This is a genomic window from Geothrix sp. 21YS21S-2, assembly GCF_030846775.1.
Lineage (GTDB): Bacteria > Acidobacteriota > Holophagae > Holophagales > Holophagaceae > Mesoterricola.
This window is the reverse complement of sequence record NZ_CP132910.1, coordinates 2,887,423-2,910,098: the sequence shown is the minus strand read 5'-3', so window position 1 is coordinate 2,910,098 and position 22,676 is coordinate 2,887,423. Positions and strand designations below refer to the sequence as shown.

Annotated in this window: 23 protein-coding genes; 15 read left to right on the top strand and 8 right to left on the bottom strand. The window is 69.5% G+C overall.

Annotated elements, in window-relative coordinates; translation table 11 throughout:
• Positions 1-214 precede the first annotated feature (214 nt).
• From RAH40_RS12665 to RAH40_RS12655, 3 genes are all read right to left on the bottom strand, one after another.
• On the bottom strand, positions 215-1,255 hold the full coding sequence (locus RAH40_RS12665; protein ID WP_306597910.1) for an IS630 family transposase: 1,041 nt from the start codon (positions 1,253-1,255) through the stop codon (positions 215-217).
• A gap of 123 nt (positions 1,256-1,378) precedes the next feature.
• On the bottom strand, positions 1,379-1,837 hold the full coding sequence (locus RAH40_RS12660) for a hypothetical protein (RefSeq protein WP_306597909.1): 459 nt from the start codon (positions 1,835-1,837) through the stop codon (positions 1,379-1,381).
• 13 nt (positions 1,838-1,850) lie between these two features.
• A complete protein-coding gene (locus RAH40_RS12655) occupies positions 1,851-2,819 on the bottom strand; it encodes a hypothetical protein (protein ID WP_306597908.1) in 969 nt (322 codons plus the stop codon).
• A 149-nt stretch (positions 2,820-2,968) separates the two neighbouring features.
• On the opposite strand from RAH40_RS12655, the gene tmk reads away from it, so the two are divergent.
• Positions 2,969-3,631, top strand: coding sequence for a dTMP kinase (tmk, locus tag RAH40_RS12650; RefSeq protein ID WP_306597907.1), 663 nt, complete (start codon positions 2,969-2,971; stop codon positions 3,629-3,631).
• Positions 3,631-4,617 carry a hypothetical protein gene (locus RAH40_RS12645; protein WP_306597906.1) on the top strand — a complete coding sequence of 329 codons (987 nt, stop codon included), beginning with the start codon at positions 3,631-3,633 and terminating at the stop codon, positions 4,615-4,617. The genes tmk and RAH40_RS12645 overlap by 1 nt, the downstream gene beginning before the upstream one ends.
• A 7-nt stretch (positions 4,618-4,624) precedes the next feature.
• Here RAH40_RS12645 and RAH40_RS12640 read toward each other — a convergent pair whose 3' ends face one another.
• A complete protein-coding gene (locus RAH40_RS12640; RefSeq protein WP_306597905.1) occupies positions 4,625-5,797 on the bottom strand; it encodes a GGDEF domain-containing protein in 1,173 nt (390 codons plus the stop codon).
• A 1-nt stretch (position 5,798) separates the two neighbouring features.
• Entirely contained in the window at positions 5,799-7,673 is a 1,875-nt protein-coding gene (locus tag RAH40_RS12635; RefSeq protein WP_306597904.1) for a hypothetical protein, read from the bottom strand.
• Between the two features lie 203 nt (positions 7,674-7,876).
• On the opposite strand from RAH40_RS12635, the gene pilB reads away from it, so the two are divergent.
• The 3 genes from pilB (at position 7,877) to RAH40_RS12620 (ending at position 12,193) form a co-directional block, all read left to right on the top strand.
• A complete protein-coding gene (gene pilB, locus RAH40_RS12630; RefSeq protein WP_306597903.1) occupies positions 7,877-9,700 on the top strand; it encodes a type IV-A pilus assembly ATPase PilB in 1,824 nt (607 codons plus the stop codon).
• A gap of 21 nt (positions 9,701-9,721) precedes the next feature.
• Positions 9,722-10,906 (top strand): type IV pilus twitching motility protein PilT, encoded by a 1,185-nt coding sequence (locus tag RAH40_RS12625; RefSeq protein WP_306597902.1) that lies wholly within the window; start codon positions 9,722-9,724, stop codon positions 10,904-10,906.
• Positions 10,907-10,990: 84 nt separating this feature from the next.
• Entirely contained in the window at positions 10,991-12,193 is a 1,203-nt protein-coding gene (locus RAH40_RS12620) for a type II secretion system F family protein (protein ID WP_306597901.1), read from the top strand.
• 111 nt (positions 12,194-12,304) lie between these two features.
• On the opposite strand, the gene RAH40_RS12615 is transcribed toward RAH40_RS12620, so the two are convergent.
• Positions 12,305-12,649 (bottom strand): hypothetical protein, encoded by a 345-nt coding sequence (locus tag RAH40_RS12615; protein WP_306597900.1) that lies wholly within the window; start codon positions 12,647-12,649, stop codon positions 12,305-12,307.
• On the bottom strand, positions 12,650-13,930 hold the full coding sequence (locus RAH40_RS12610) for a transcription antitermination factor NusB (protein ID WP_306597899.1): 1,281 nt from the start codon (positions 13,928-13,930) through the stop codon (positions 12,650-12,652).
• A 53-nt stretch (positions 13,931-13,983) separates the two neighbouring features.
• On the opposite strand from RAH40_RS12610, the gene RAH40_RS12605 reads away from it, so the two are divergent.
• From RAH40_RS12605 to RAH40_RS12560, 10 genes are all read left to right on the top strand, one after another.
• Entirely contained in the window at positions 13,984-14,823 is an 840-nt protein-coding gene (locus RAH40_RS12605) for an Hsp33 family molecular chaperone HslO (RefSeq protein WP_306597898.1), read from the top strand.
• Positions 14,820-15,539, top strand: coding sequence for a lysophospholipid acyltransferase family protein (locus tag RAH40_RS12600; protein ID WP_306597897.1), 720 nt, complete (start codon positions 14,820-14,822; stop codon positions 15,537-15,539). The genes RAH40_RS12605 and RAH40_RS12600 overlap by 4 nt, the downstream gene beginning before the upstream one ends.
• A gap of 81 nt (positions 15,540-15,620) precedes the next feature.
• Entirely contained in the window at positions 15,621-17,648 is a 2,028-nt protein-coding gene (locus tag RAH40_RS12595) for a serine/threonine-protein kinase (protein WP_306597896.1), read from the top strand.
• 18 nt (positions 17,649-17,666) lie between these two features.
• Positions 17,667-18,365 (top strand): 7-cyano-7-deazaguanine synthase QueC, encoded by a 699-nt coding sequence (gene queC, locus RAH40_RS12590; protein ID WP_306597895.1) that lies wholly within the window; start codon positions 17,667-17,669, stop codon positions 18,363-18,365.
• A gap of 9 nt (positions 18,366-18,374) precedes the next feature.
• On the top strand, positions 18,375-18,770 hold the full coding sequence (gene queF / locus RAH40_RS12585; protein WP_306597894.1) for a preQ(1) synthase: 396 nt from the start codon (positions 18,375-18,377) through the stop codon (positions 18,768-18,770).
• Complete coding sequence (locus tag RAH40_RS12580) at positions 18,767-19,660, top strand: hypothetical protein (protein ID WP_306597893.1); 894 nt, start codon at positions 18,767-18,769, stop codon at positions 19,658-19,660. Before queF ends, RAH40_RS12580 begins: the two co-directional genes overlap by 4 nt.
• A 1-nt stretch (position 19,661) precedes the next feature.
• Complete coding sequence (locus tag RAH40_RS12575; RefSeq protein ID WP_306597892.1) at positions 19,662-20,807, top strand: glutathionylspermidine synthase family protein; 1,146 nt, start codon at positions 19,662-19,664, stop codon at positions 20,805-20,807.
• 2 nt (positions 20,808-20,809) lie between these two features.
• A complete protein-coding gene (folK, locus tag RAH40_RS12570) occupies positions 20,810-21,250 on the top strand; it encodes a 2-amino-4-hydroxy-6-hydroxymethyldihydropteridine diphosphokinase (protein ID WP_306597890.1) in 441 nt (146 codons plus the stop codon).
• 41 nt (positions 21,251-21,291) lie between these two features.
• Positions 21,292-21,585, top strand: coding sequence for a BrnT family toxin (locus RAH40_RS12565; RefSeq protein WP_306597889.1), 294 nt, complete (start codon positions 21,292-21,294; stop codon positions 21,583-21,585).
• Positions 21,582-21,947 carry a hypothetical protein gene (locus RAH40_RS12560; protein ID WP_306597888.1) on the top strand — a complete coding sequence of 122 codons (366 nt, stop codon included), beginning with the start codon at positions 21,582-21,584 and terminating at the stop codon, positions 21,945-21,947. Before RAH40_RS12565 ends, RAH40_RS12560 begins: the two co-directional genes overlap by 4 nt.
• A gap of 34 nt (positions 21,948-21,981) precedes the next feature.
• Here the strand turns inward: RAH40_RS12560 and RAH40_RS12555 are convergent, their stop codons facing one another.
• A complete protein-coding gene (locus RAH40_RS12555; RefSeq protein ID WP_306597887.1) occupies positions 21,982-22,662 on the bottom strand; it encodes a superoxide dismutase in 681 nt (226 codons plus the stop codon).
• Positions 22,663-22,676 lie beyond the last annotated feature (14 nt).

The following is a 22,676-nucleotide window of genomic DNA, read 5'->3' as shown; positions in this document are numbered from 1 at the left end:
CTCCTTCGGGTCAGGAGTGCGCTCAATCACGCCGGGACGTTCAGGCCAGAATTCTTTCCTCGGTATCCTCGGCCTCCTCGGCGCCTCGGCGATGGGCTTTTCGACGGGTGCTTCGGCGCATGTAATCTTTGCGCCGACTGATACTTGAGAAAGCCATCGCCGAGGCGCCGAGGAGGCCGAGGATACCGAGGAAAAGAAAAAGGCAGGTTCGCCGTCAACCCTTGGCAGAGGCCGTCCGAATGGCCGCGAGGGCCTGCCGTGCTCGTGTCACCTTGGCGAGGATATCGTTCGCGGACGCGGTCCAAACAAATGGTTTCGGAGCGGCATTGTGTCTCGCGATATAGGTGTGGATCGCTGCTTCGAGTTCCGGGACGGATCTGAAAATACCCCTTCGGATGCGGTTCTCCGTGATGTCTCGGAAAAATCGCTCCACCATGTTCAACCACGATGAACTGGTGGGGGTGAAGTGAACGTGGACCCTCGAATGGCCTTTCAACCAGCTTTTGACCGCCGGATGTTTGTGGGTGGCGTAGTTGTCGCAAATGATGTGCAGAGCGAGTCGCTTCGACGTACCCCGCTCAAGCCGCTTGAGGAACTTCAGCCACTCCTCATGGCGATGACGTGGCATCGTGGCCGAGATCACCGTACCATCCAGCGTGTTCATGGCCGCAAAGAGGGTGGTCGTTCCATTGCGCTTGTAGTCGTGCGTCATGGTGCCGCAGCGACCCTTCTTCATCGGTAGGCCAGGCTGAGTCCGGTCCAGGGCCTGAATCTGGCTCTTCTCATCTACGCTCAGCACGATGGCATGCTCCGGAGGGTCCAGATACAGGGCCACGATGTCCACCAACTTCTCTTCGAAATGAGGATCGTTGCTTAACTTGAAACCAACGGTGCGGTGCGGCTTGAGGCCATTCTGACGCCAAATGCGTCCCACCGTGCTCTCGCTCACCCCGGTGGCCTGCGCCATGGAGGCCCGGCTCCAGTGCGTGGCATTGACGGGCTGTTCCTGCGTCGTCTTATGGAGCACCTCTTGCCCCTTCAAAGCAATCACCCAAGACTTCCGGCCTCGACCTGGGCGTTCCCTCTCGAGGCCATCGAAGCCCGCTTCCTCCCATCGCTTGAGGCATTGCCAAGCAGTCCGATGATCACAGCCCAAAGCCTGGCCGATGTCACGAAAGGACTCGCCAGAAGCTCGATGAAGAACAATCTTGGCCCGCAGGACGCTGCGCGCAGGCAAGGTCCGGCTCCGCGCCATTTCCTCAAGGCGTCTGAATTGCTCCACAGTTAGATCAACTCGCCCCACTTGCGCCAAAGTTCTCACCTGCCGCTTGGATGCGACGAGCTGTATTGGCGTTACAGGTATTTCTGGCGGCCTACACTAGTCCCTCAGTTCGATGCTGAGGTAGAAGTGGTCCCCCTTGGGGAGCCGCTCCAGGACCTGCCGGAAGTTCAGGTCGAAGGTCTCGGTCGTCCCGGCGCCCACGCTGCCGATCTTGGTGCCGCCGGAGGCGACGCCCAGGAGGCGATCCTCGGCGTCGAAGACCGCGACGGAGAACCCGGGCGTCCGGTCCTTGGCAGCGGTGTTGGTCACCTCGACCTTGGCGCGGGTGCCGAAATCGGCCCCCTTGAGGGGCCACACGTTGGCTTCGCGCTTGTTGAAGTAGATGGAGGTGACCTTCAGGCCGTCGATCTCCACGCCCTTGATGGGGATCAGGGCGTTCCAGGTGAAGGGGAGCCGGAAGCTGGCGAAGCTCAGGGGCTGGGCCGGGGGGGGCGTGGCGGGGGCGGGTTCCTGGGGGGCGAGGGCGAGCAGGACGGGCAGGAGCAGGGAGAGCATGGGGCTTCCTTTGTCAGTTTCTGCCGAAGAGGCCGCCGAAGAGGCTCTTCTTGGCAGGGGCCAGCTCGGGAGCCGGCAGGGGCGCCTCGGCGGAGGAGGGGGCGCCGTCCCGCCGCTTGCGATCGAAGACGGGACGCAGGGCGGGGACCTTGACCGCCTCGATCCAGTGGTCGCTGAACTGGCGGGCGACCATGTGGTACTCGTGGACGCGGCCCTGCTCGATCCAGGCGGTGACCTGGTCGATGGTGACGTTGTTCAGGGTCTCCTGCTCCATCTGGATCTTCAGGAGGTCGGCGCCCGGGGCGACGGGAGCCTCCATGGGCCGGGGCGGCGGCGGCAGCTCGGCCCTGGGGGGCGGCGGCGGCATGGGCGGGGGCGTGGGGGGCCGGGCGCCCACCGAGGCCATGGCCGCCTGGATCTCCTGGGCCGTGAGCTTCATGGTGGAGGCGGTGGCTTCGGCGGCGGCGGCCGGGGCGTTCCCCCCCAGGGTGACGTCCAGGGCGCTGAGGGTGGCCTCCACGTCCATGGGGCTGCGGGAGCCCAGGAAGCGGCGCTCGCTGGTGGAGGCATGGACGGCGGGGGCGTCCTCGCCCATGAGCTTCGAGATGGCGTCCCGGGCGGAGGAGAAACCCCCGGAGGCGGTGGGATCGCCTTCGGCGACCTCAGGCACGCCGGGGGGCGGGTTGATCACGAGGGTCTTCTCCATGATCTCCTCGTCGGCGCCATCCAGGTCCCCGAGGGTCAGGGAGGGGGGCGGCGGCGCGTCGAACGCGGCGAAGATGGAGGGCTCCTCCACAGGCGCGGCGGGGATGGAGGGCTCCTCCACGGGCGCGGCGGCCGGAAGGAGCCTTCCGACCACCTCGGCGATGTCGAAAATCGTCTCGCACCGGAAGCACTTCGCGCGGCGCAGGCCGGCGTGGACGCGTTCGGGGGTGAGCGTGAAGCGGGTGGAGCAGCCTGGACACCGAATGGTTTCTGTCACGGTCATCTCCGGGGGGAAACAATTTTTTAAAGGATATGCCCATTTTTGGAGATTGTGCAGCTTCAGTGGCGCCTGCCGGGGCGGCGATTCGTCCTCCGGGCCCCCGAGCGGGTATTCTCTAGGGGTGCCGAGGGGCGCTGGGAGGTTGCGTGGCGGGGCTGTTCATCACGATGGAAGGGATCGAGGGGTCGGGCAAGTCCACCCAGCTGCGCAAGCTGGCCTCGCGGCTCTCGGACTGCGGGATCCCTGTGGACGTGTCCAAGGAGCCCGGGGGCACGCCCCTGTGCCGCGAGCTTCGCCAGCTCCTCCTGGAGCCCCACGCCTCGGGGGAGGCCTGGTGCTCCAAGGCCGAGCTCCTGCTGTTCTATGCCGACCGCGCCCAGCACCTGGCCGAGTATGTCCTGCCCGCCCTGGAGAAGGGGCACCTGGTCCTGCTGGACCGCTTCGACGATTCCACCCGCGCCTACCAGGGGGCCCAGGGCATCAGCGACTCCGTGGTCGAGCGCATCGGGGAGGTGGTGCTGGGGCGCCTGAAGCCCAACCTCACCATCCTCCTGGACATGGATCCCGTCGTCTCCCTGGCCCGGGTGGAGGCGCGCAACGCGGCCGCCAGCGGCTTCCGGGAGACCCGGTTCGACCAGGAGCACCTGGAGTTCCACCGGCGGGTGCGCTCCCGCTTCCTGGCCATCGCCCAGAAGGAGCCCCAGCGGGTGGTGGTCGTGCCCGCCCAGGACGCACCGGAGGCGGTGGAGGAGGCCATCTGGAAAAGCCTGGCGCCCCTCCTGCGCACCGCCGGGCTGAAGGTGGAATAGTGTTCGACCCCCTGATCCTGGGCCACCGGGCCATCCGGGAACGCCTGCTCACCCGCGTGCAGGAGGAGAAGGTGGGCGGCTCGCTGCTCTTCGCCGGCCCCGACGGGGTCGGCAAGCGCCGCGTGGCCATGGAGCTGGCCCAGCGCGAGCTGTGCTTCCGCCGCACCGCCTGCGGAGCGTGCGAGGGGTGCCGGATGTTCCAGGGGGAGGTGCCCGTGGAGCTGCCCAACCTGCTGCGCATCGCCCCCGAAGGGAAGGCCGGCCTCATCAAGATCGGCTCGATCCGCGAGGACGACCTGGTCGAGGGGGGCGTCATCAGCTGGGCCCACCGCGCGCCGGCCCCGGGGTGCCACCGCTGGATCCTCGTGGAGGACGCCCACCGCCTGAACGGGGCCTCGGCGAACATGCTCCTCAAGACCCTGGAGGAACCCCCTCCCGGAACCTGCTTCCTGCTCGTCACCCACCGCCCCGAGGCCATGCTCCAGACCATCCGCAGCCGGTGCGAGCGCATCCCCTTCCTGCCCCTGTCGGCGGAGGACGCCTGGGCCGTGGCCCGCCGGGCGGGCTGGGAGGAGGCGCACCGGGCGCGCTGGACGGCCCTGTCCGGCGGGACCCTGCGCTACCTGGACGAGGCCGCCTTCCAGCGCGCCTCGGACCAGGTGGACGCCTGGATCAACGTGGCCGGGGGCGCCGCCTTCAGTGGCGCCGGCGCCGCGCTGGCCCCGGACAAGAGTTCGGACGCCAGCCAGAACGAGCAGGTCAGCCAGTGCCTGGAGCTCCTGCTCCTGGTGCTGGGCGACGTCGGGCGGATCCGGGAGGGCCGCGGGCTGCGCCTGGGCCCCTGGGCCGCGGGCCTGACGAAGCTGGCCGAGTCCCCCATGGCCCTGGAGCCCGTCCAGGCCCGGGCCTTCGAGGCGATGCGGAACCTGGCCCGCAACCCCTCGGCCGAATCGCTCCTGCGCGAAGTGGCGATGGCCTGCGGCTGACCGGGAGCTACTTGTCCAGGTTGCGGGTCTCGTCGGCCAGCATGACGCAGCCCTTGCCGCTGGCCTTGGCCTTGAGGAGGGCGCGGTCGGCCTTCTCCAGCAGGTGGTCGGCGCCGTCGGCGTCGGCGGGGAAGGAGGCCACGCCCACGCTGATGGATACGGCGACCTTGACCTTGCCCACCTGGAGCGGGCTTCTCACCAGGGCGTTGAGGAGCCGCTCGCCGATCTTGGCGGCGACGGGGGCGGTGGAGCCGGGGATGATGATGCAGAATTCGTCCCCGCCGTAGCGGTAGAGGCGGTCCAGGTTGCGGATGATCTGCTTGGCCTCCAGGGCCACGGTGGAGATCACCCGGCTCCCGGTGGGGTGGCCGAACTGGCTGTTGAGCTCCTTGAGGTTGTCCACATCCAGGAAGAGGAGGGCCACGGACTCGCCCCGCACGGAGGCGCTCCGGATGGCCTGGGGCAGCTCCACCTCCAGGCAGCGCCGGTTGTAGGCCACGGTCAGGTCGTCCCGGTACGAGAGGTTCCGGCTCTGCTCCAGGTTCCAGGCCTTCACCAGGAGGTCGTCCACCTCCGTGATCCAGCCCAGGAACGTGTCCTGGGGCGCCCGGGGCTCCACCAGGCGCAGGAGGCCCAGCTTCTCGCGGGGACACAGGAAGAAGGCCTCCCCGGCCTCCACCAGGGCCTCGGCCTCGCTGAACCCCACCGGGGCCTCGGGGAAGCCCGCCCCGCAGCGCTGGAAGAAGCTCTCCTCCTGGCGGATCCAGATGGCCCCGCCCCGGGCGGCGGAAAGGCCCATGGCCCGGGCGAGGATGGGCCTGAGCAGCTCGTCCAGGGTGGCCAGGTGGATCATCTGCCGGAGCCAGCCGTCGCTGCCCAGGTCCCGGCTGCGGATGCGGTGGAGGGCCTCCCGCACCCGGTCCAGGGGCTGGTCCTGGCGTGCCACCCAGCCGAAGCGCAGGCTCAGCACAAGGCTCACCTCCTCGGGGTCGGCCTCCTTCACCCACCAGAGGATCTCGGAACCGGAAGGGGGGATCCACCTGGGGTCGGGGCGGTCGGCGACGATGACCACGGTCCCGTCCCCGGGCTCGGGCGAGAGGCCGTGCCCCCACGAGGCCAGGGCCTCCTCCAGGGCCGGGAGCCCCTGGGCAGGGTGGATCGCGAGGAGGCCGATGGTCATGTCAGCTCAGGGCCGCGTTGAGGCGGGAGGAAAGGTGCTCCAGGTGGGAGAGGAGGGTGTCCAGCTGCGTCTTTACCTCGCGGCCGCTGCGCTCGGCGCGCACCCACCGCTTGAGGAGGTTGAGGGCCTGGGGATCCCGCACGCCCAGGGGCTTGGTGGTCTGGATCAGGCGGTGGGTCAGCCTCGAGCGGTCCGGGGCGTCGCCGCGGGTCTCGCAAAGCGCCTGCCCCAGGCGCAGCGCCTCCCGGGAGGTCGTGAGGTCCAGGCGGATCAGGGGCACGCGGGCGTTGATGCGGAGCAGGAACTGGTCCAGGAAGCGCAGGATTTCGCCCACGGTCTCCGAGGCCTCCTCGAGCGACGTCTCGATGACGGCCGGGTCCTCCAGGGTCCGGGTGAACTGCAGGGTGAGCCGCTCGAACTCCTGGCGGTCGACGCTGCGGATGAGGAGGAACTCCGGGCTCCGGCGGAAGCTCGCCACCTGGCCCTGGGCCTGGGAGAGGGCCAGAGCCAGGCGGGGCCAGCTCCGGAGCTCCAGGTGGAGCCGGATCTGGCCGAGCGCGGGATCCATGTACTGCCAGAGGCGGTGCAGGCGCTGGCGGAGCCGGTCCCCCTCCTCCGTGAGGGACGGGGAGTCCGGGAAGAGCTTGTGGCGCAGCTCGGGGCTGAACAGGCCCACCAGGTCGCCCATGAGCTGGCGCTGGTGGGACAGGAGGAGGGCCTTGAGGTTGTCGAGCGTCGTGGCCAGCTGGTCCACGTCGTCGTTGGTCAGGGTCTGGAGCAGGAGGCCCCGGATGGTGGCCTGGTCCTGCAGGAGGCTCAGCACCGCCTGGCGCAGGAAGGCGCCCAGGAGCAGGGACTCCTCGCTGCCCTTGGGCAGGTTCTCCGCCGCCCGGGGGTGGAAGACCCGCTCGGCCAGCCGGCCCAGTTCGCTCTCGATGACGTAGAAGTGGGGCACCGAGGCGAAGCGCCTGGGGATGGAGGCGTTCACCGCGGGCTCCATGCCCTCCACCAGGCTCAGGAGGGCCAGGTGGCTCACCAGGGCCCGGGCCACGATGCGGAAGGAGGGCGGGTGGCTCTCGCGCAGCTGCTTGAGCAGCGCGCGCACGTCGCCGGGGAGGCTCTTCTCCAGGAGGCGGTCCTCCACCCGGGGCAGGCTCCAGCCCAGGTGGTTCCACAGCCACTGCAGGCTGCCCCGGATGTGCTCCACCGCAGGCCAGTGGACGCCGCGGTCCAGGGGGCGGAAGAGGATGATGCGCAGGCTGCTGATGACGTGCTGCACGAGCAGGAGCGGTTCGGCCCGCAGGCGGGTGGACTCGGGCAGGGCGCCGCCCAGGAGGGCCTCCATCTTCCGGATGGCCTCCAGGGGGTTGCCCGAGCCGGACTGCAGGGCCCGGTTGAGGGTCTTCATCTGCTGGTTGAGCCTGGCCACCAGGGCCGGGCCGTCCTCCATGCCGGCCAGGACGGCGAAGATGCTCCGGATGTGGTCCCGCTCCTCCTGGAGGTAGGCGGTCCAGTGGTCCTTGAGCTGGGAGCCCTCGCCCGAGCCCAGGGAGGTGGCCATGGTGCGAAGGCTGGCGATGAGGTCCAGGAGGTGGATGACCCAGTCCGGCTCCAGGTTCTGGTCCAGCACCTCCCGGTGCGCCGCGGAGGCCAGTTCGCCCAGGGTGTCCAGGCTGTGCTGGAGCACCAGGCCCATGGCCGGACGCACCTCGCCCAGCCGCCTTTCGGAGAACTGGTTCAGGAAGGCGAGGAAAAGTCCGAAGGCCCGGCGGAGTTTCGCGAGGTGCAGGGACTCCCCCACCAGGAAGGCCTCCCCGGGTCCGGTCTCCAAAAGCGGGAAGACGTCGCCGCCTCCGACGCGAAGTATCTCATCCAATAACTGGAGATCCTGGCGCGAAAGTCCCTTCTCCCGGATGAGTTCCCGGACCAAATCGAGGCGCTGACCGGAGGACTGGGCGCTGGGCATGCCCCCAGGATAGCCTGTTGGTTGAATCTCGCTATATCCCAAGCACCTGATTGTAGGTGTACACTGCCCATCAACCCCCTTGGGAGGATCCATTGGCTAGCAAGCTAGGTGAAATGCTTGTGAAGGCTCAGCTGATAACGGAAATTCAGCTGGACGACGCCATCAAGCTGCAGCGCCGCGAAGGCGGGAAGCTCGGCAGCATCGTGGTCCGCCTGGGATTCTGCTCGGACCAGGACATCGTGAGCTTCCTGGGGATGCAGTACGGCGTGCCGGCGGCCGACCTGGACCAGTGGCCCCCCATCGAACCCTCCGTCATCGCCCTGGTGCCCTCCGAGCTGGCCAACAAGCACAAGGTCCTCCCCCTGCAGCGGTCCGGGAACGTGCTCACCATGGCCATGTCCGATCCCACGGACATCTTCGCCATGGACGACGTGCGGTTCCACACGGGCTACAACATCGACCCGGTGGTGTCCTCGGAACGGGGGCTGGTACGGGCGATCGAACGCTACTACGGCGGCACCAGTGCCGTCCGCCTGCGGGACCGCCAGGACGACGGGCGCGGCGTCTACAACGCCGGGGCGCCGGGTTCGGACGCCGGCGCCTCCGCCGGCGGGCCCTCCGACGACTTCGGGGACCACGAGGACGCCAGCCTCGACCTGAAGGGCCTCGAGGAGGAGATGGCCGAGTCCACCCAGTACGAGACGCTGGACGAGGAGGACGAGGTCAACGCCACGGCCCTGGGCAAGGCGTCCGAGGACGCCCCGGTGGTGCGGCTCGTGAACATCGTGCTCATCGACGCCATCCGCAAGGGCGCCTCCGACATCCACATCGAGCCCTACGAGAAGCACTACCGCATCCGGTTCCGCATCGACGGCCTGCTCCAGGAGGTGATGCGGCCCAGCATCAAGCTCAAGGACCCCGTCACCTCCCGCGTCAAGATCCTGGCCAAGCTCAACATCGCGGAAAAGCGCCTGCCCCAGGACGGCCGCATCAAGCTGCGGGTGCAGCTGGGCGGCAAGCAGAAGGTCATCGACTACCGGGTGAGCATCCTTCCGACGCTTTTCGGCGAGAAGATCGTGCTGCGGCTCCTGGACTCGGACAAGCTCATGCTGGACCTCACCAAGCTGGGCTTCGAGCCCGAGAGCCTCCAGCAGTGGGACCGCCAGATCAGCAAGCCCTACGGCATGGTGCTGGTGACCGGGCCCACCGGATCGGGCAAGACCAACACCCTCTATTCCTCCATCTCCAAGCTCAACACCGCGGACGTGAACATCATGACCGCCGAGGATCCCGTCGAATTCAACTTCGCCGGCATCAACCAGGTGCAGATGAAGGAGCAGATCGGCCTGAACTTCGCGGCGGCCCTGCGCAGCTTCCTGCGCCAGGATCCCAACATCATCCTGGTGGGCGAGATCCGGGACTTCGAGACGGCCGAGATCGCCATCAAGGCCTCCCTCACGGGCCACCTGGTGCTCTCCACCCTCCACACCAACGACGCCCCCTCCACCATCAACCGCCTCATGAACATGGGCGTGGAGCCGTTCCTGGTGGCCACCTCCGTCAACATCATCTGCGCCCAGCGCCTGGTCCGGCGCATCTGCGCCAACTGCAAGCAGCCCGATCCGCACCAGCCGCCCCCGGAGGCCCTGCTCAAGGTGGGCTTCACGGAGGAGGAGGTCAAGCGCGGCGTCATCCTGAAGAAGGGCGCCGGCTGCGAGATCTGCGGGGGCCGGGGCTACAAGGGCCGCGTGGGGCTTTACGAAGTACTGGAGATGTCCGAGACTCTCAAGGACATGATCCTCACCGGGGCGAGCGCCATCGAGCTGAGGGAGCAGGCCCAGAAGGAAGGGATGATCACCCTGAGGCGTTCGGGTTGCCGCAAGGTCCTGGACGGCGTCACCACCATCGAGGAAATCGTCCGCGAGACGGTCCTCTAGTCCCATAAAGGGGTAGCAATCATGGTCGAACCCAGTGCCCAGTACGTAGTGCCCCTCCAGCAGCTCCTGAAGACGATGGTCGAATATGGGGGGACCGACCTCCACGTCACCACCGACACCGCCCCGCAGGTGCGCATCGACGGGCGCATGGTCCCCCTGAAGCTGCCGCCCCTGGAGGCCTCCCAGACCCGGTGGCTCTGCTACGGCGTCATGACCGACCAGCAGAAGCACCGCCTGGAGGAGGACCTGGAGGTGGACTTCTCCTTCGGCCTGCAGGGGGTGTCGCGCTTCCGGGCCAACGTCTTCAACCAGAAGGGCGCCACCGCCGGCGTGTTCCGGGCCATTCCCGAGACCATCCGCAGCTTCGAGCAGCTGGGCCTGCCCCCCATCGCCCAGACGCTCTGCGACAAGCCCCGCGGCCTGATCCTGGTCACCGGCGTCACCGGCTCGGGCAAGTCCACCACCCTGGCCGCCATGATCGACCGGATCAACGAGGTGGAGCCCCTCCACATCCTCACCATCGAGGATCCCGTGGAATACGTGCACCACCACAAGCGCTGCCTGGTGAACCAGCGCGAGATCCACGCCGATACGCACAGCTTCAAGAAGGCCCTTCGCTCGGCGCTGCGCCAGGATCCCGACGTGGTTCTGGTGGGCGAACTGCGCGACCTGGAGACCATCGAGGCCGCCCTGACCATCGCCGAGACCGGCCACCTCACGTTCGGCACCCTGCACACCAGTTCGTGCGTGCAGACCATGAACCGCATCATCGACGTGTTCCCCGCCCACCAGCAGCCCCAGATCCGCGCCCAGCTCTCCCTGGTGCTGGAAGGGGTCATCTGCCAGTCCCTCATCCCCAAGTCGTCGGGCAAGGGCCGGTGCCTGGCCCTGGAGGTGATGATCCCCAATCCCGCCATCCGCAACCTGATCCGCGAGGACAAGATCCACCAGATCTACAGTTCCATGCAGACCGGCCAGCTGAAGTTCGGCATGCAGACCTTCAACCAGAGCCTCTCCGAGCTGGTGCTGAAGGGCGACATCACGCAGGACATGGCCATGTCCTACTCCTCCAACCAGGACGAGCTGCGCGAGCTCATCAACCGGGGCGTCGGCACCCAGAACATGGTGCCCATGAACCAGGGCAAGCCAACGAGCCAGCCGAACAGCGTGCTGGGAGGCCGGAATCCCAATATTAAATACACCTAGAATAAGGACATCATGGCTTCCCATGGCTAAACATTGGCCTTATCCTGGTCCCACTGACACGTCCCAAATCTTGAAGAGGTTCTGATGCCCGCATATGCATGGAAAGGCAAGAATCGGCTCGGGGAGATTCAGGAAGGGGTCATCGTCGCCGAAACCCGGGACGGGGGCGCCGCCACGCTCAAGCGCAACGGCATCCAGGTCATTTCCATCAAGCCCCAGGGCGCCGCGGGCGGCAAGTCCCTGGGCGGCGTCAAGGCGAAGGAACTGGCCATCTTCACCCGGCAGTTCAGCGTGATGATCGACGCCGGCCTGCCCCTGGTGCAGTGCCTCGAGATCCTCGGGGCCCAGCAGGCCGACAAGGGCTTCCAGAAGATCATCGCCGCCGTGCGCAGGGACGTGGAACAGGGCGCCACCCTGCAGACCGCCCTCAGCAAGCACCCCAAGGCCTTCAACGACCTGTACGTGAACATGGTGGGCGCGGGCGAGGCCGGCGGCATCCTGGACATCATCCTGCAGCGCCTTTCCGGCTACATCGAGAAGGCCGTGAAGCTCACCGCCAAGGTGAAGGGGGCCATGACCTACCCCATCACCGTCATCATCATCGCCATCGTGGTGGTGGCCATCATCATGGTGAAGGTCATCCCGGTGTTCTCCCAGATGTATGAGGGCATGGGCAGCAGCCTGCCCTTCCCGACCCTCATCTGCATCGCCATCTCCAACGTGCTGATCAACTACTTCTACGTGGTGCTGATCTTCATCGCCCTGGTCTGGATCGGCCTGCGGCAGTACTACAAGACGCCCACGGGCCACCTGCAGATCGACAGCTTCATCCTGAAGATCCCCGTCATCGGCGAGCTGCTCCGGAAGGTCGCCGTGGCCCGCTTCTGCCGCACCCTGGGCACCCTCACCAGCTCGGGCGTGCCCATCCTGGAGGGCATGGACATCACCGCCCGCACCGCCGGAAACCTGGTGATCCAGAACGCGATCATGAAGTCCCGGGAGGCCGTGGAACAGGGCCGCAACATCGCCGGACCCCTGGCCGAGACCAAGGTCTTCCCGCCGATGGTCGTGCAGATGGTGGGCGTGGGCGAGGCCACCGGCGCCCTGGACGCCATGCTGAGCAAGGTCGCCGACTTCTACGAGGACGAGGTGGACAATGCCGTGGCGGCCATGACGGCCATGATGGAACCCCTGATCATCGCCGTCCTGGGCGGCATCATCGGCTTCATCGTCATCGCCATGTATCTGCCCATCTTCAACCTGGCCAACGTCATGGGCAAGGACTGAGGCAGCGCTTCCAGCCTTGGCTGCTCCGACCGCCGGCACGCACCGGTGGGTCGGAGGCAGAAGGGGGGCGGGAGCGCCGGAAGGCGCCGACCGCAGGGGACCGGATGCCCTTCATCCGGTCCAGCGGCAGTCCTCGCAGATGCGGCGCTTCTGGTAGGCGGCCATGGCGGCGCGGTCGGTCCTGCGGGAGCGGGTCCAGGTCAGGAAGGTGACGGCTCCCAGGGCCAGGAAGGTCGACAGGACGGGGAGGGCCCGGTCGGGCTTGACGAAGCCGGGGCTGAGGGCGGCCAGGAAGAAGAAGGTGATGCAGGCGGTGCCGTGGAAGATCGAGCGCCGCAGGGGCGGCGCCAGCGGGGCCAGGACCTCGGGGTCGGCCTCGGGGATCCGCACCTGGGCGGCGTAGTGCTCGGCGACGGCCACGACGCGGGTTCCGCCGCAGGAGGGGCAGGCTGGCATTCAGGACTCCAGGGTTCGGGTGAAGGCGAAGGCCTGGAAGCCCTCGCCGGGCCAGGTCAGGGGGTCGGGGCGGAAGAAGGCCGTGGGGCCCTCCTCCGCGCCCAGGCCCGCGGGCCACGCGGCCACGGGCGCCAGGCCGGGCTGGGCGAGAAGCCAGTCCCGGTGGTCCTGGCCCTCCTCGGAGAGCCAGGAGCACACGGCGTAGATGAGTAGGCCGCCCGGGGCGAGGCGGGAGACCGCGGCCTCCAGGAGATCGCGCTGGACGGCGCGCATGCGGGGGCGGTCGATGGCGGGGCCGATCCAGGTGAGCTCCGGGTGCTTCTGGAGGGTGCCGCTCCCGGTGCAGGGGGCGTCCAGCAGGATGAGGTCGAAGGCGGATCCCGGCCGGCGCATCCAGGGGCCGGCCTCGTCCACCACGACCTCCGCCTTGACCCCGCGGGCCAGGAGGTTCTCCATGAGCCGCGCGGCGCGCGCCGGGTTCTTCTCCAGGGCGGTGAGGGCGGCCCCGGGGTAGCGCCGGGCCAGGGCCGTGGTCTTGCCGCCGGGGGCGGCGCAGGCGTCCAGGATGGTGCGCGGGGCGCCGTCCCACGCGAAGGCCAGGAGGGCCTGGGAGCTGAGGTCCTGCACCATGCCCTGGCCCGAGGCGAGCCACTCCCGGGGGAAGGAGGCGCCGGGGGCCAGCTGCAGCGCGCCGGGGACGCCCTCGACGGGCAGGAGGGTCCCGGGGGCCGGACCCAGGGCCCTGAAGAAGGGACGGGGCGGGGCCTGGAGGCGCTTCCACAGCTCCTCCCTGGCCGCGCCCTGGCCCCTGGGGTAGAGCGCCGCCTTGAGGGTGAGCTCGGCGAAGGGGGTGCGGTCGAGGGCGGGGTCCATGGCGTCCAGGCCGGCCCGGAGGGCCTCCCGGTCCCGGCCCGCCCTGCGGAGGATGGCGTTCACGAGGCCCCGGTGGGGCGGGAAGCCCAGGTCCCGGTCCCCGGCCAGGTCCACGGCCTCGTTCACCGCGGCGTGGTCCGTGACGCCCTCCAGCCACGCCAGCTGGGCCAGGCCGATGGCCAGGGCCACCTGGGTGCCCAGGGGGACGCCCCGGGCGGGGTTCTTGAGCTGGGGCCGGCAGTGGGCCTGGAGGGTGCCCCAGCGCCGCAGGCAGTGCCCCAGGAGGGCGTTGGCCAGTCCCGCGTCCTCGGAGGAGAGGGCGGCGTCCCAGGCGTCGGGGACCCTGTCCCCCTCGCCGAAGACGATCTGGAGGGTCCGTGCCACCGCGATGCGACTCTGTGTTGCCATGCCTCAAGCCTCTCACATTCCGGGGGGCCATGGGGAGCCGCTACACTTGGAGGATGAGCGAAGCCGAAAACCCCGCCCTGGTTGTTCGGGCCCTCACGTCCGATCGCCATATCCGCTTTTCCGCCCTGGACGCGAGCCCGCTGTGGGACGGGGTGCGCAGGGGCCACCCGCACCTGGAGGCCGAGGCCTGCGCCGTGCTGGTGGAAGTGCTCGCCAGCGCGCTTCTGCTCCAGGCCCGGAACTTCTTCTCCGAACGGCTGCAGATCCACCTGCGCACCGCCGGCCGCGCCCGGGCCGTGGTGGCCGATTCCTGGCCGGACGGCGACATCCGCGGCGTGCTGGACGAGGGCCCCGCGACGGGCGCCTGGCTCCAGGCCCCCGGTCTCCTCCAGGTGACGCGCTCCACGGGCTCCGATACGCCCTACGTGGGAACCCTCGAGATGGTGGAGGGTCCCCTCCAGGCCCAGCTCGAGGCCTACCTTCTCCAGTCCGAGCAGGTCCAGGCCAGCGTCCACCTGTGGTGCGACCCCGGCACGGGGGAGAGCGGCGGCCTGCTGGTGGAGCTCCTGCCGGAGTGCCCGCCCGAGCGCCTCCGGGCTCTCGTCCAGGCCCTGGAGGGCCTCGACGTGGTGCCTTTCTGGGAGCGCACCCCCGAGTTCCTCAGCACCTGGATCAACCAGGGCCCGGGGACCGAGGTGCTCAACACCACCGCCATGCGCTACCGCTGCCGCTGCTCCCGGGAGAGCCTCCTGGAGGCGCTGGCCGGGTTCGGCCGGGCCAAGCGCCACGAGATGTTCAAGGATGGCCAGCCCGTCCAGGTGCGCTGCGACTACTGCGGCAAGGACTACACCATCGCCCCGGGGGACCTGGGGCCGGAAGGGGAGGGGCCGTGAGCGGGGTCCAGATCGTCGAACGGGGCCGGCCCGTGGGCGGGCCCCTCAGCGTGTGGGTCAACTTCCGGTTCGTGCCCTTCGTGGCCGCTGCCCTGGTGAAGACCCTCTCCTACACCCTGCGCGTCGCCCGGGAGGGTTTCGAGCCCGTCGAGGACCTGGTGGCCGGGGACCGGCGGGTGATCCTGTCCTTCTACCACCGGCGCCTGGTGATGATGCCCCAGGCCTACCCCTTCCGCCGCAGCGCCCCCGGCGGCGAGGCCCGCGGCGTGGCCATCCTCTCGAGCGACAGCAAGGACGGGGAGCGCAGCGCGGCCACCTGGCAGTGGTTCGGCATCCATGCGGTGCGAGGCACCGCCGGGGACCGTGGGGCCCAGGCCCTCGTGCGGATGATCCGGGCCGTGAAGGAGGGCTGGGACCTGGGCATCACCGTGGACGGCCCCCGGGGTCCCCGCCAGGAGGTCAAGGGGGGCGTCCTGGCCGTTTCCCGCAAGACCGGTGCCTGGATCGTGCCCGTGTGCGTGGCCTACCAGGCCGCCTGGACGTTGCGCACCTGGGACGAGATGCTGGTGCCCAAACCCTTTTCGCAGGTGCGGGTCCGCTACGGCGTGCCCTTCCAGGTGCCCCCCTCGGGGGACGAGGAGGACTTCCGGACCGCCCTGGAGAGGGAACTCGACGGAATGGAGAGCTGGGCGGAGCAGTTTCGCGGCAGTTATTGAATAATTATTTTTTCAGCCGGAACGCAAGGATATTTCCCCGAATTTTAAGAATTAATTTATAATAAAAATATGAATGGCGAGTTGATCTCCCGGTGTCCGCCGGAGGCTGGACCCTTCGCCCGGCCCCCCTGGGCCCTGGAGGGCAGGCGCCTGGGCCGGTACCGCCTGGGCCCGAGCCTGGGGCGGGGCGGGATGGGCGAGGTGTTCGAGGCCTGGGACACCCTCCTGAACCGCCAGGTGGCCGTCAAGACCCTGGTGGCTCCCGACCCCGCGGCCATCCTGCGCTTCATGAAGGAGGCCCAGCTCCAGGCCCGGGTGAGCCATCCCAACGTGTGCCGGATCTTCGATGTGGACGTCTCCGACAACGTCCCCTTCATCGCAATGCAGCTGGTGCCCGGCCCCAGCCTCTTCCAGGCGGGCCCGGGCCTGACCCTGCGGGAGGCGGTGGAGGTCCTCGCCGCGGTGGCCCTGGCCATGCACTCCGCCCACCGCGCGAACCTCATCCACCGGGACCTCAAGCCCTCCAACATCCTGCTGGAGCGGTCCCCCGCGGGCGGCTGGGTGCCCTACGTGGCGGACTTCGGGCTGGCCAAGGACCTGGCCGAGGATGGCCTGACGCTGGCCCACGGGGTGCTGGGCACCCCCAGCTTCATGGCCCCGGAGCAGAGGGCCGGGGAGGGCGCGCTCATCGGCCCGCCCACGGACGTCTACGCCCTGGGGGCCACGCTCTGCGCGGTGCTGGGCCTGGCCCGCGCGGGCTCGGGAAGGAGCGGCCGGACCTGGGCCTCCGGGGCCCAGGAGCCCCCCTCCCAGCCGTCCTGGCCCGGCCTGCCCCGCAAGCTGCGGGCCATCCTCGTGCGGTGTCTCGAGGAGCGGCCCCAGGACCGCTACCCCACCGCGGGGGCCCTGGCGGAGGACTTCAGGCGCTATCTGGACGGCGAACCCCTCGTGGCCCATCAGCCCGACTGGCTGCGCCGCGGCCGGCGCCTCCTTCGCAGGCACCCCGCCTGGGCGGCCTCCCTGGGCATCAGTCTCCTGCTGGGGTCGGGTTTCGGGGTGTGGAGCTCGCGCCTGGCCGCGGCCTCGGAACGCCGGACGGTCCTGGCCCTGCATTTCGCCCACGACGCCAAGGAACTGGAAACCCGGCTCGGCATGGCGCGCCTTTATCCTCCCCACGACCTGCGGCCCCTCCTGGCGCGGATGGCCGAGGACCTGGAGCGGATCCAAAAGGACATCGCCGACCTGGGCCCCGAGGCCCGGGGCCCCGGCAACCTTGCCCTGGGGCGGGTCTACCTGGGCATGCGCCACCTGGAGCCCGCCCTGGCGGTCCTGGAGGAGGCGTGGAACGACGGGTACCGCACCCCCGACGTGGCCTACGCCCTGTGCCGCACCCACAGCGAATTCTTCCTGCGGGTCACCGAGCACGAGCAGCTGGGGGACCTCCCCCCGGCGCCCGAGGCCGCCGCGCGCCACCTCCAGGCCGCCCAGGCCTTCCTTGCGCAGGCGGCGGGGGCGGCCTGGGAGCCGCCGGACCTCTGCGCCGCCCGGATGCGCACCTTCGAGCACCGGGGGGCCGAGGCCCTGGAGCTGGCGCGGGCGCTGTTCGCGAAGAACCGCTGGTTCCACGAGGCGAAGGTGGAGGAGTCCCGGGCCCTGGCCGCCCTGGGCCGGGAGCGCCAGCGGGCCGGGGACACCGGGGGCGCCCTGGACCTGTACCGCCAGGCGGATGCCGCCGCCCGCGCCGCGCAGGGCATCGCCCCCAGCGATATCACCGGTTGGCTGGCCTCCGCGGACTGGCGGCTGCGCTGGCTGGAGCAGCCCGGCCTGCCCTCCGGGGAGGCCCTCCGGGTCTTGAAGGAGACCGAGGCGCTGCTGGACACGGTGCTGACCATCCGCCCCGGCAATCCGCGGGCCATCAGCGGCAAGGTGCACGTCATCCTCGGCCGGGCGCGGATCCTCAAGGCCCGGGGGGGGGACCCCGGGCCCGAGCTGGCCCGGGCGGAGCGCTTCCTCCACGCCGCCCAGCACCACCCCGTCTTCCGGTGGCTGGTGCCGGTGAAGGAGGACCTGATCCGGAGGACCCGGAAGGAGCTGGCCGGGTTATCTTAGTAGGTTCAAGGAACCTCGATGACCCCTGCCCCCATTTCCGTCGTGTCCCTGTCCGGGGGACTGGACTCCTGCGTCGCCGCCGCCGCCGCCCGGGCCGCGGGCTTCCAGCTGGCCCTGCTCCACGCCGACTACGGCCAGCTCACGGAGGCGCGAGAGCGCCGGGCCTTCGAGGCCATCGCCGACTTCTACGCGGCGCCCCGCCGCCTCGTGGTGCCCTTCGCCGGGCTGCGGGCCATCGGCGGCAGCGCCCTCACCGACCCGTCCATTCCGCTCCCCGAGGGCGACCTGGACCGGGAGGGCGTGCCCGTGAGCTACGTCCCCTTCCGCAACGCCCACCTCCTGGCCACCGCGGTGAGCTGGGCCGAGGTTCTCGGCGCCGGGGCCGTCCACGTGGGCTTCGTGGAGGAGGACTCCAGCGGCTACCCCGACTGCCGCGAGGCCTTCCTTCGGGCCTTCGAGCAAGCGGCGGACCTGGGCACGAAACCCGGCACCCGCATCGCCTTCCACGCCCCGCTCATCCACCTGCGCAAGGCGCAGATCGTGGAGCTCGGGGTGAAGCTGGGCGCCCCCCTGCACCTCACGTGGAGCTGCTACCAGGCCGACGGCGCCGCATGCGGCACCTGCGATTCCTGCCTTCTCCGGCTGCGGGGCTTCAAGGAGGCCGGCGTCGCCGACCCCATCCCCTACGCCTTCATCCCCGACCACCTGCGACCCTGAGGACATCCGTTGCCCAAGCCCACCCTCAAGACCCTCCCCAAGCGCCGCGTCACCGAGCCCTCCACCACCCTCGACACGTTCCAGAGCCCGCGTCCGGGCCGGGCCTTCGAGGTGCGCTTCGAGACCGACGAGTTCACCTGCCTGTGCCCCATGACGGGCCAGCCCGATTTCGCCCGCCTGCGCATCACCTACGTTCCCGACCAGCTGTGCGTGGAGTCCAAGTCCCTCAAGCTCTACCTCTGGAGCTACCGCGACCGCGGGGCCTTCCACGAGGCGGTCACCAACCAGATCCTGGACGACCTGGTGGCGGCGCTGGAGCCCCAGTGGCTCCAGGTGGAGGGGGACTTCCTCATCCGCGGCGGCATCCGAACCCTGGTGAAGGCCGAACACGGGAAGCGGCCATGAGATACCGCGGCGCGGTCCCTCCCCTCGTCCTGATCCTGGCCGCCACGGCCGGGACCCTGGCCTGCGACACCCAGGCCAGGAAGGAGGCCCGGGCCCAGGCGGCCCGGAAGAACCAGGAGTGGGAGGCCGGCCAGCGCCGCGAAGCCGAGACCGCCGCGCCCACCCCCGAGGTGCAGGCCCAGGTGGACACGGCCGTGAAGGCCTTCATGGACGAGCACCACCCCGAGCTGCAGGTGGAGGGCTCCACCTACACGCCGCTCACCCCGAACCTCTTCCTCGTGGGCGTGAACGTCCACGATCCCCTGAAGGGCAATTCCTACGTGGCCCAGCTCACCGCCGAGCGGCTGCGGGACGTGGACTGGGGCGAGTCCGACCAGCCCCGCGAGAACGGCCGGCTCCTGTGGGTGGTGGACTACGCCGACGCCGACAGGATGCGCGTGCTGGCTCAGCGCCACGGTTTCGGCGAGGAGGTGGACCGCATCCGCGACCAGGACCGGGACTACCGGTACCGCACCTCCTGGGGCCACCGCTCCTGGCTGGACGACTACCTCCTCTGGCATTTCCTCTTCCATCGGCCCTCGGCCTACGGGTACCGGGGCGGCATGTTCGCGCCGATGCCCCCGGGCTACCGGTTCCACGATCCGGGCCACCCCATCGCACCGCAGGACGCCTCCCGGTTCGCGCCCGCCGCCGCCCCCACCGGAGGCCGGTCCATGGTCTTCCTGGGCGGCTCGGCCTGGCGCCCCCCCCTGGTGAGCGGCGCGGGTTCCCTGCCCGGGCAGGCCTTCGTGGCCGGACCCCGCGGCTCCATCTCCGGCAAGGCCGCCACGGGCTCGGTGGGCCGGGGCGGCTTCGGCGCCGCGGGCCACGCGTCCGGATCGGGAGGCTGACATGCAGAGGCATTCGATCAAGGCGCGCCCGGACTGGGAATCGAAGCTGGAGGCCGCCGGCGTCACCTTCCACACGCACGACGACGGCAGCCCCTACTGGCGCGAGGACGCGTACTACGCCTTCGGCGCCGCCGAGATCGAACGCATCGAGCGGGCCGCGGCCGAGCTCCAGGCCATGTGCCTGAAGGCCGTCGAGCATGTCCTCGACAAGGGCCGGTTCCGGGAGTACGGCATCCCCGCGTGGATGGAGCCCGTCATCCGGGAGAGCTGGGACCGGGACGAGGTGGGCCTCTACGGGCGCTTCGACCTCGCCTGCGACGGCCAGGGCTTCCCCAGGCTCCTGGAGTACAACGCCGACACCCCCACCTCCCTGGTGGAGGCCGCCGTGGCCCAGTGGTACTGGCTGGAGGAGCGGTTCCCCGGCAGGGACCAGTTCAATTCCCTCCACGAGCGCCTGATCGCGGCCTGGAAGCGCGCCCAGGACTTCCTGCCCGCGGGCACCCTCTACTTCCTCCACCAGGACACCCTGGAGGACCAGCAGACCGTGGCCTACCTGCGGGACACCGCGGACCAGGCCGGGCTCTCCACCGTCCAGATGCTCGTGGAGGATCTCGGCTGGGACGAGGCCAAGGGCGGCTTCTGCGACCTGGACGAGCGCCCCGTGCGCAGCGCCTTCAAGCTCTACCCCTGGGAGTTCATGGTCAAGGACGCCTTCGGGGCCCAGCTGGCGCGCCAGCCCAGGCCCTGCACGTTCCTGGAGCCCGCCTGGAAGATGCTCCTGTCCAACAAGGCCCTCCTGGCCATCCTGTGGGAGCTCTTCCCCGGCAGTCCCTACCTGCTGCCCGCGTATCTGGACGGTCCCCGGGACATGGCGAACTACGTGCGCAAGCCCATCCTCGCCCGCGAAGGCGCCAACGTCGAGATCCATTCCGGCGGCCAGGTGTTCGCCGGCAAGACCATGGACTGCTACGGCGCCGAGGGGAGCGTCTACCAGGCCCTGGCCCCCATTCCCGCCTTCGACGGCTTCCAGCCCGTGCTGGGCGCCTGGATCGTGGACGGCGAGCCCGCCGGCATGGGCATCCGGGAGGCCAGGGGCCCCATCACCGACAACGGCAGCTCCTTCGTGCCCCACCTCATCGAGGGCTAGGCATGCGCGCGCTGGTGGCCCTGGGCTCCAACCTCGGCGACCGCCGGGCCAACCTCGGGGCCGGCCTGGCCCTGCTGGCCGAACTGGGCGAGGTCACCCCCTCGCCGCTCTGGACCGAGACCCCCGACGAGTCCGGCAGGGGCCCCGACTACCTCAACACCGTGGCCCTGGTGGACACCGCCCTGGACCCCCAGGCGCTCCTGGAGGCCCTGCTCCGGGCCGAGCTGCGCGCGGGCCGGAACCGCTCCGCGGGCCGCAACGCGCCGCGCACCCTGGACCTGGACCTCATCCAGGCCGAAGGCGCCGAGGGCCGCTGGACCTGGCCCGCGCCGCCCGGCCTGGAGGGCCTGGGAGGGGAACTGGTGCTGGAGCTGCCGCATCCCCGGGCCAAGGCGCGGCCCTTCGTGGTGGAGCCGGCCAGGGCGCTGGGAGTGGAGGTTTGAGGGGGGCTTGACGGGTGCCACAACGTATATACACTTGACCTGTGGACGTAATTTTCATCCGAAATGGCCAAGCCTTTGAATGGGATGCTGGCAAGGCCCTCCTGAACCTCAAGAAGCATGGAGTTTCCTTCGAGCGGGCCAGTGAAGTCTTCTTCGACCCCTTTATCCGCCGGGTCGATGCCAGCGACCGGGAGCAATCCAGGGATGCGGCCCTGGGCTATTCGGAAGAGGGTGCATTGCTGTTCGTGGTGCATCGGGTCCGCCACGAGAAAAACCATCCGGGTCATCTCCGCCCGCCCAGCCACCCCCTCGGAAAGGAGGGCCTACGAATATGAATGAGAAAATCCTGAAGCGCCTCCAGAAGGACCGCCCCATGGTCAGCATCTCCATCCGGTTCCCGGAGGATGTCCTCGAGGACCTGAAAGCGGTCGCCCCGGCCCTGGGGTTTTCAGGCTACCAGCCGCTCATCCGTGCCTACATCGGCCAGGGGCTTCGGAAGGACCTGGCCCGGCTGGAGAAGGACCCGCTGACCCGGGTGTCCGAAAGCCTCCGGCGCCAGGGGGTGGCGGATGACATCATCGCCGAGGCGGTCAGGTCGGCCCTCGCGGTACGGGAGCCGTATCCCGCCGGGGGCTCCGCGTTCCTGGAGCGGGTCAGCGAACCCTCCGCCGATCCCTATGGGACGCCGGAGGAATGATCCCGCCTGCCGGGAACCAGGGCCCGGGCGCGGCTCAGTAGCGCTTTTCCACCACGCCCCAGTCGATGAGGGGCTTGATGGCGTCCACGTACTTGGCCCTGGCCGTGGCGCCGTAGTCCTTCACGTAGGCGTGCTCCCACACGTCCACGACGAGGATCGGCACCGTCCCCACGGGGATGGCGTTCTCGTGGTCCTGGAACCACGCGTTCATGAGCCGGCCCGTGAGCGGATCCTTCACCAGTGCGCCCCAGCCGATGCCGGTCATGGTGCACGTGGCCTTGAAGGCCCCCCACCACGCGTCGAAGCTGCCCCAGCCGGCCTGGATGGCCTTCTGCAGGGGGTGGCCGGGGCCGGGGGCGGCGGCCTTGTCGCGCAGGGCCTCGAAATAGAGTTCGTGGAGGCGCATGCCGCTGAACTCGAAGCCCAGGCGGCGGCGGGATTCCTGCACGGCGGTGGTGGCGCGGCCCTCGGCCTCGGCGGCGTGAAGGTCCTTGAGCAGGGCGTTGGTGCGGTTCACGTAGCCCTTGTAGAGGGCCAGGTGCTCGCCCAGCATGTCCTTGGAGAGGCCGGGCAGGCCCGTCTCCAGGGCGAAGGGGCGGGGCTTGTAGTCGGCCCGGGGGTCGGTGGGAGCGGCCTGGGCCGCGTCGAGACGGGGGGCCAGACCCAGGGCCAGGGTCCCGGCGGCGAGGGTGCCCAGCAGTTCTCTTCGTTCCATGGTGCCTCCTTGGA

Coding starts and splice junctions, on each gene's coding strand:
- RAH40_RS12665 (WP_306597910.1), bottom strand. CDS start 1,255: ATGGCGCGGAGCCGGACCTTGCCTGCGCGCAGCGTCCTGCGGGCCAAG.
- RAH40_RS12660 (WP_306597909.1), bottom strand. CDS start 1,837: ATGCTCTCCCTGCTCCTGCCCGTCCTGCTCGCCCTCGCCCCCCAGGAA.
- RAH40_RS12640 (WP_306597905.1), bottom strand. CDS start 5,797: ATGACCATCGGCCTCCTCGCGATCCACCCTGCCCAGGGGCTCCCGGCC.
- pilB (WP_306597903.1), top strand. CDS start 7,877: ATGCTTGTGAAGGCTCAGCTGATAACGGAAATTCAGCTGGACGACGCC.
- RAH40_RS12625 (WP_306597902.1), top strand. CDS start 9,722: ATGGTCGAACCCAGTGCCCAGTACGTAGTGCCCCTCCAGCAGCTCCTG.
- RAH40_RS12620 (WP_306597901.1), top strand. CDS start 10,991: ATGCCCGCATATGCATGGAAAGGCAAGAATCGGCTCGGGGAGATTCAG.
- RAH40_RS12615 (WP_306597900.1), bottom strand. CDS start 12,649: ATGCCAGCCTGCCCCTCCTGCGGCGGAACCCGCGTCGTGGCCGTCGCC.
- RAH40_RS12610 (WP_306597899.1), bottom strand. CDS start 13,930: ATGGCAACACAGAGTCGCATCGCGGTGGCACGGACCCTCCAGATCGTC.
- RAH40_RS12605 (WP_306597898.1), top strand. CDS start 13,984: ATGAGCGAAGCCGAAAACCCCGCCCTGGTTGTTCGGGCCCTCACGTCC.
- queC (WP_306597895.1), top strand. CDS start 17,667: ATGACCCCTGCCCCCATTTCCGTCGTGTCCCTGTCCGGGGGACTGGAC.
- RAH40_RS12580 (WP_306597893.1), top strand. CDS start 18,767: ATGAGATACCGCGGCGCGGTCCCTCCCCTCGTCCTGATCCTGGCCGCC.
- RAH40_RS12575 (WP_306597892.1), top strand. CDS start 19,662: ATGCAGAGGCATTCGATCAAGGCGCGCCCGGACTGGGAATCGAAGCTG.
- folK (WP_306597890.1), top strand. CDS start 20,810: ATGCGCGCGCTGGTGGCCCTGGGCTCCAACCTCGGCGACCGCCGGGCC.
- RAH40_RS12560 (WP_306597888.1), top strand. CDS start 21,582: ATGAATGAGAAAATCCTGAAGCGCCTCCAGAAGGACCGCCCCATGGTC.
- RAH40_RS12555 (WP_306597887.1), bottom strand. CDS start 22,662: ATGGAACGAAGAGAACTGCTGGGCACCCTCGCCGCCGGGACCCTGGCC.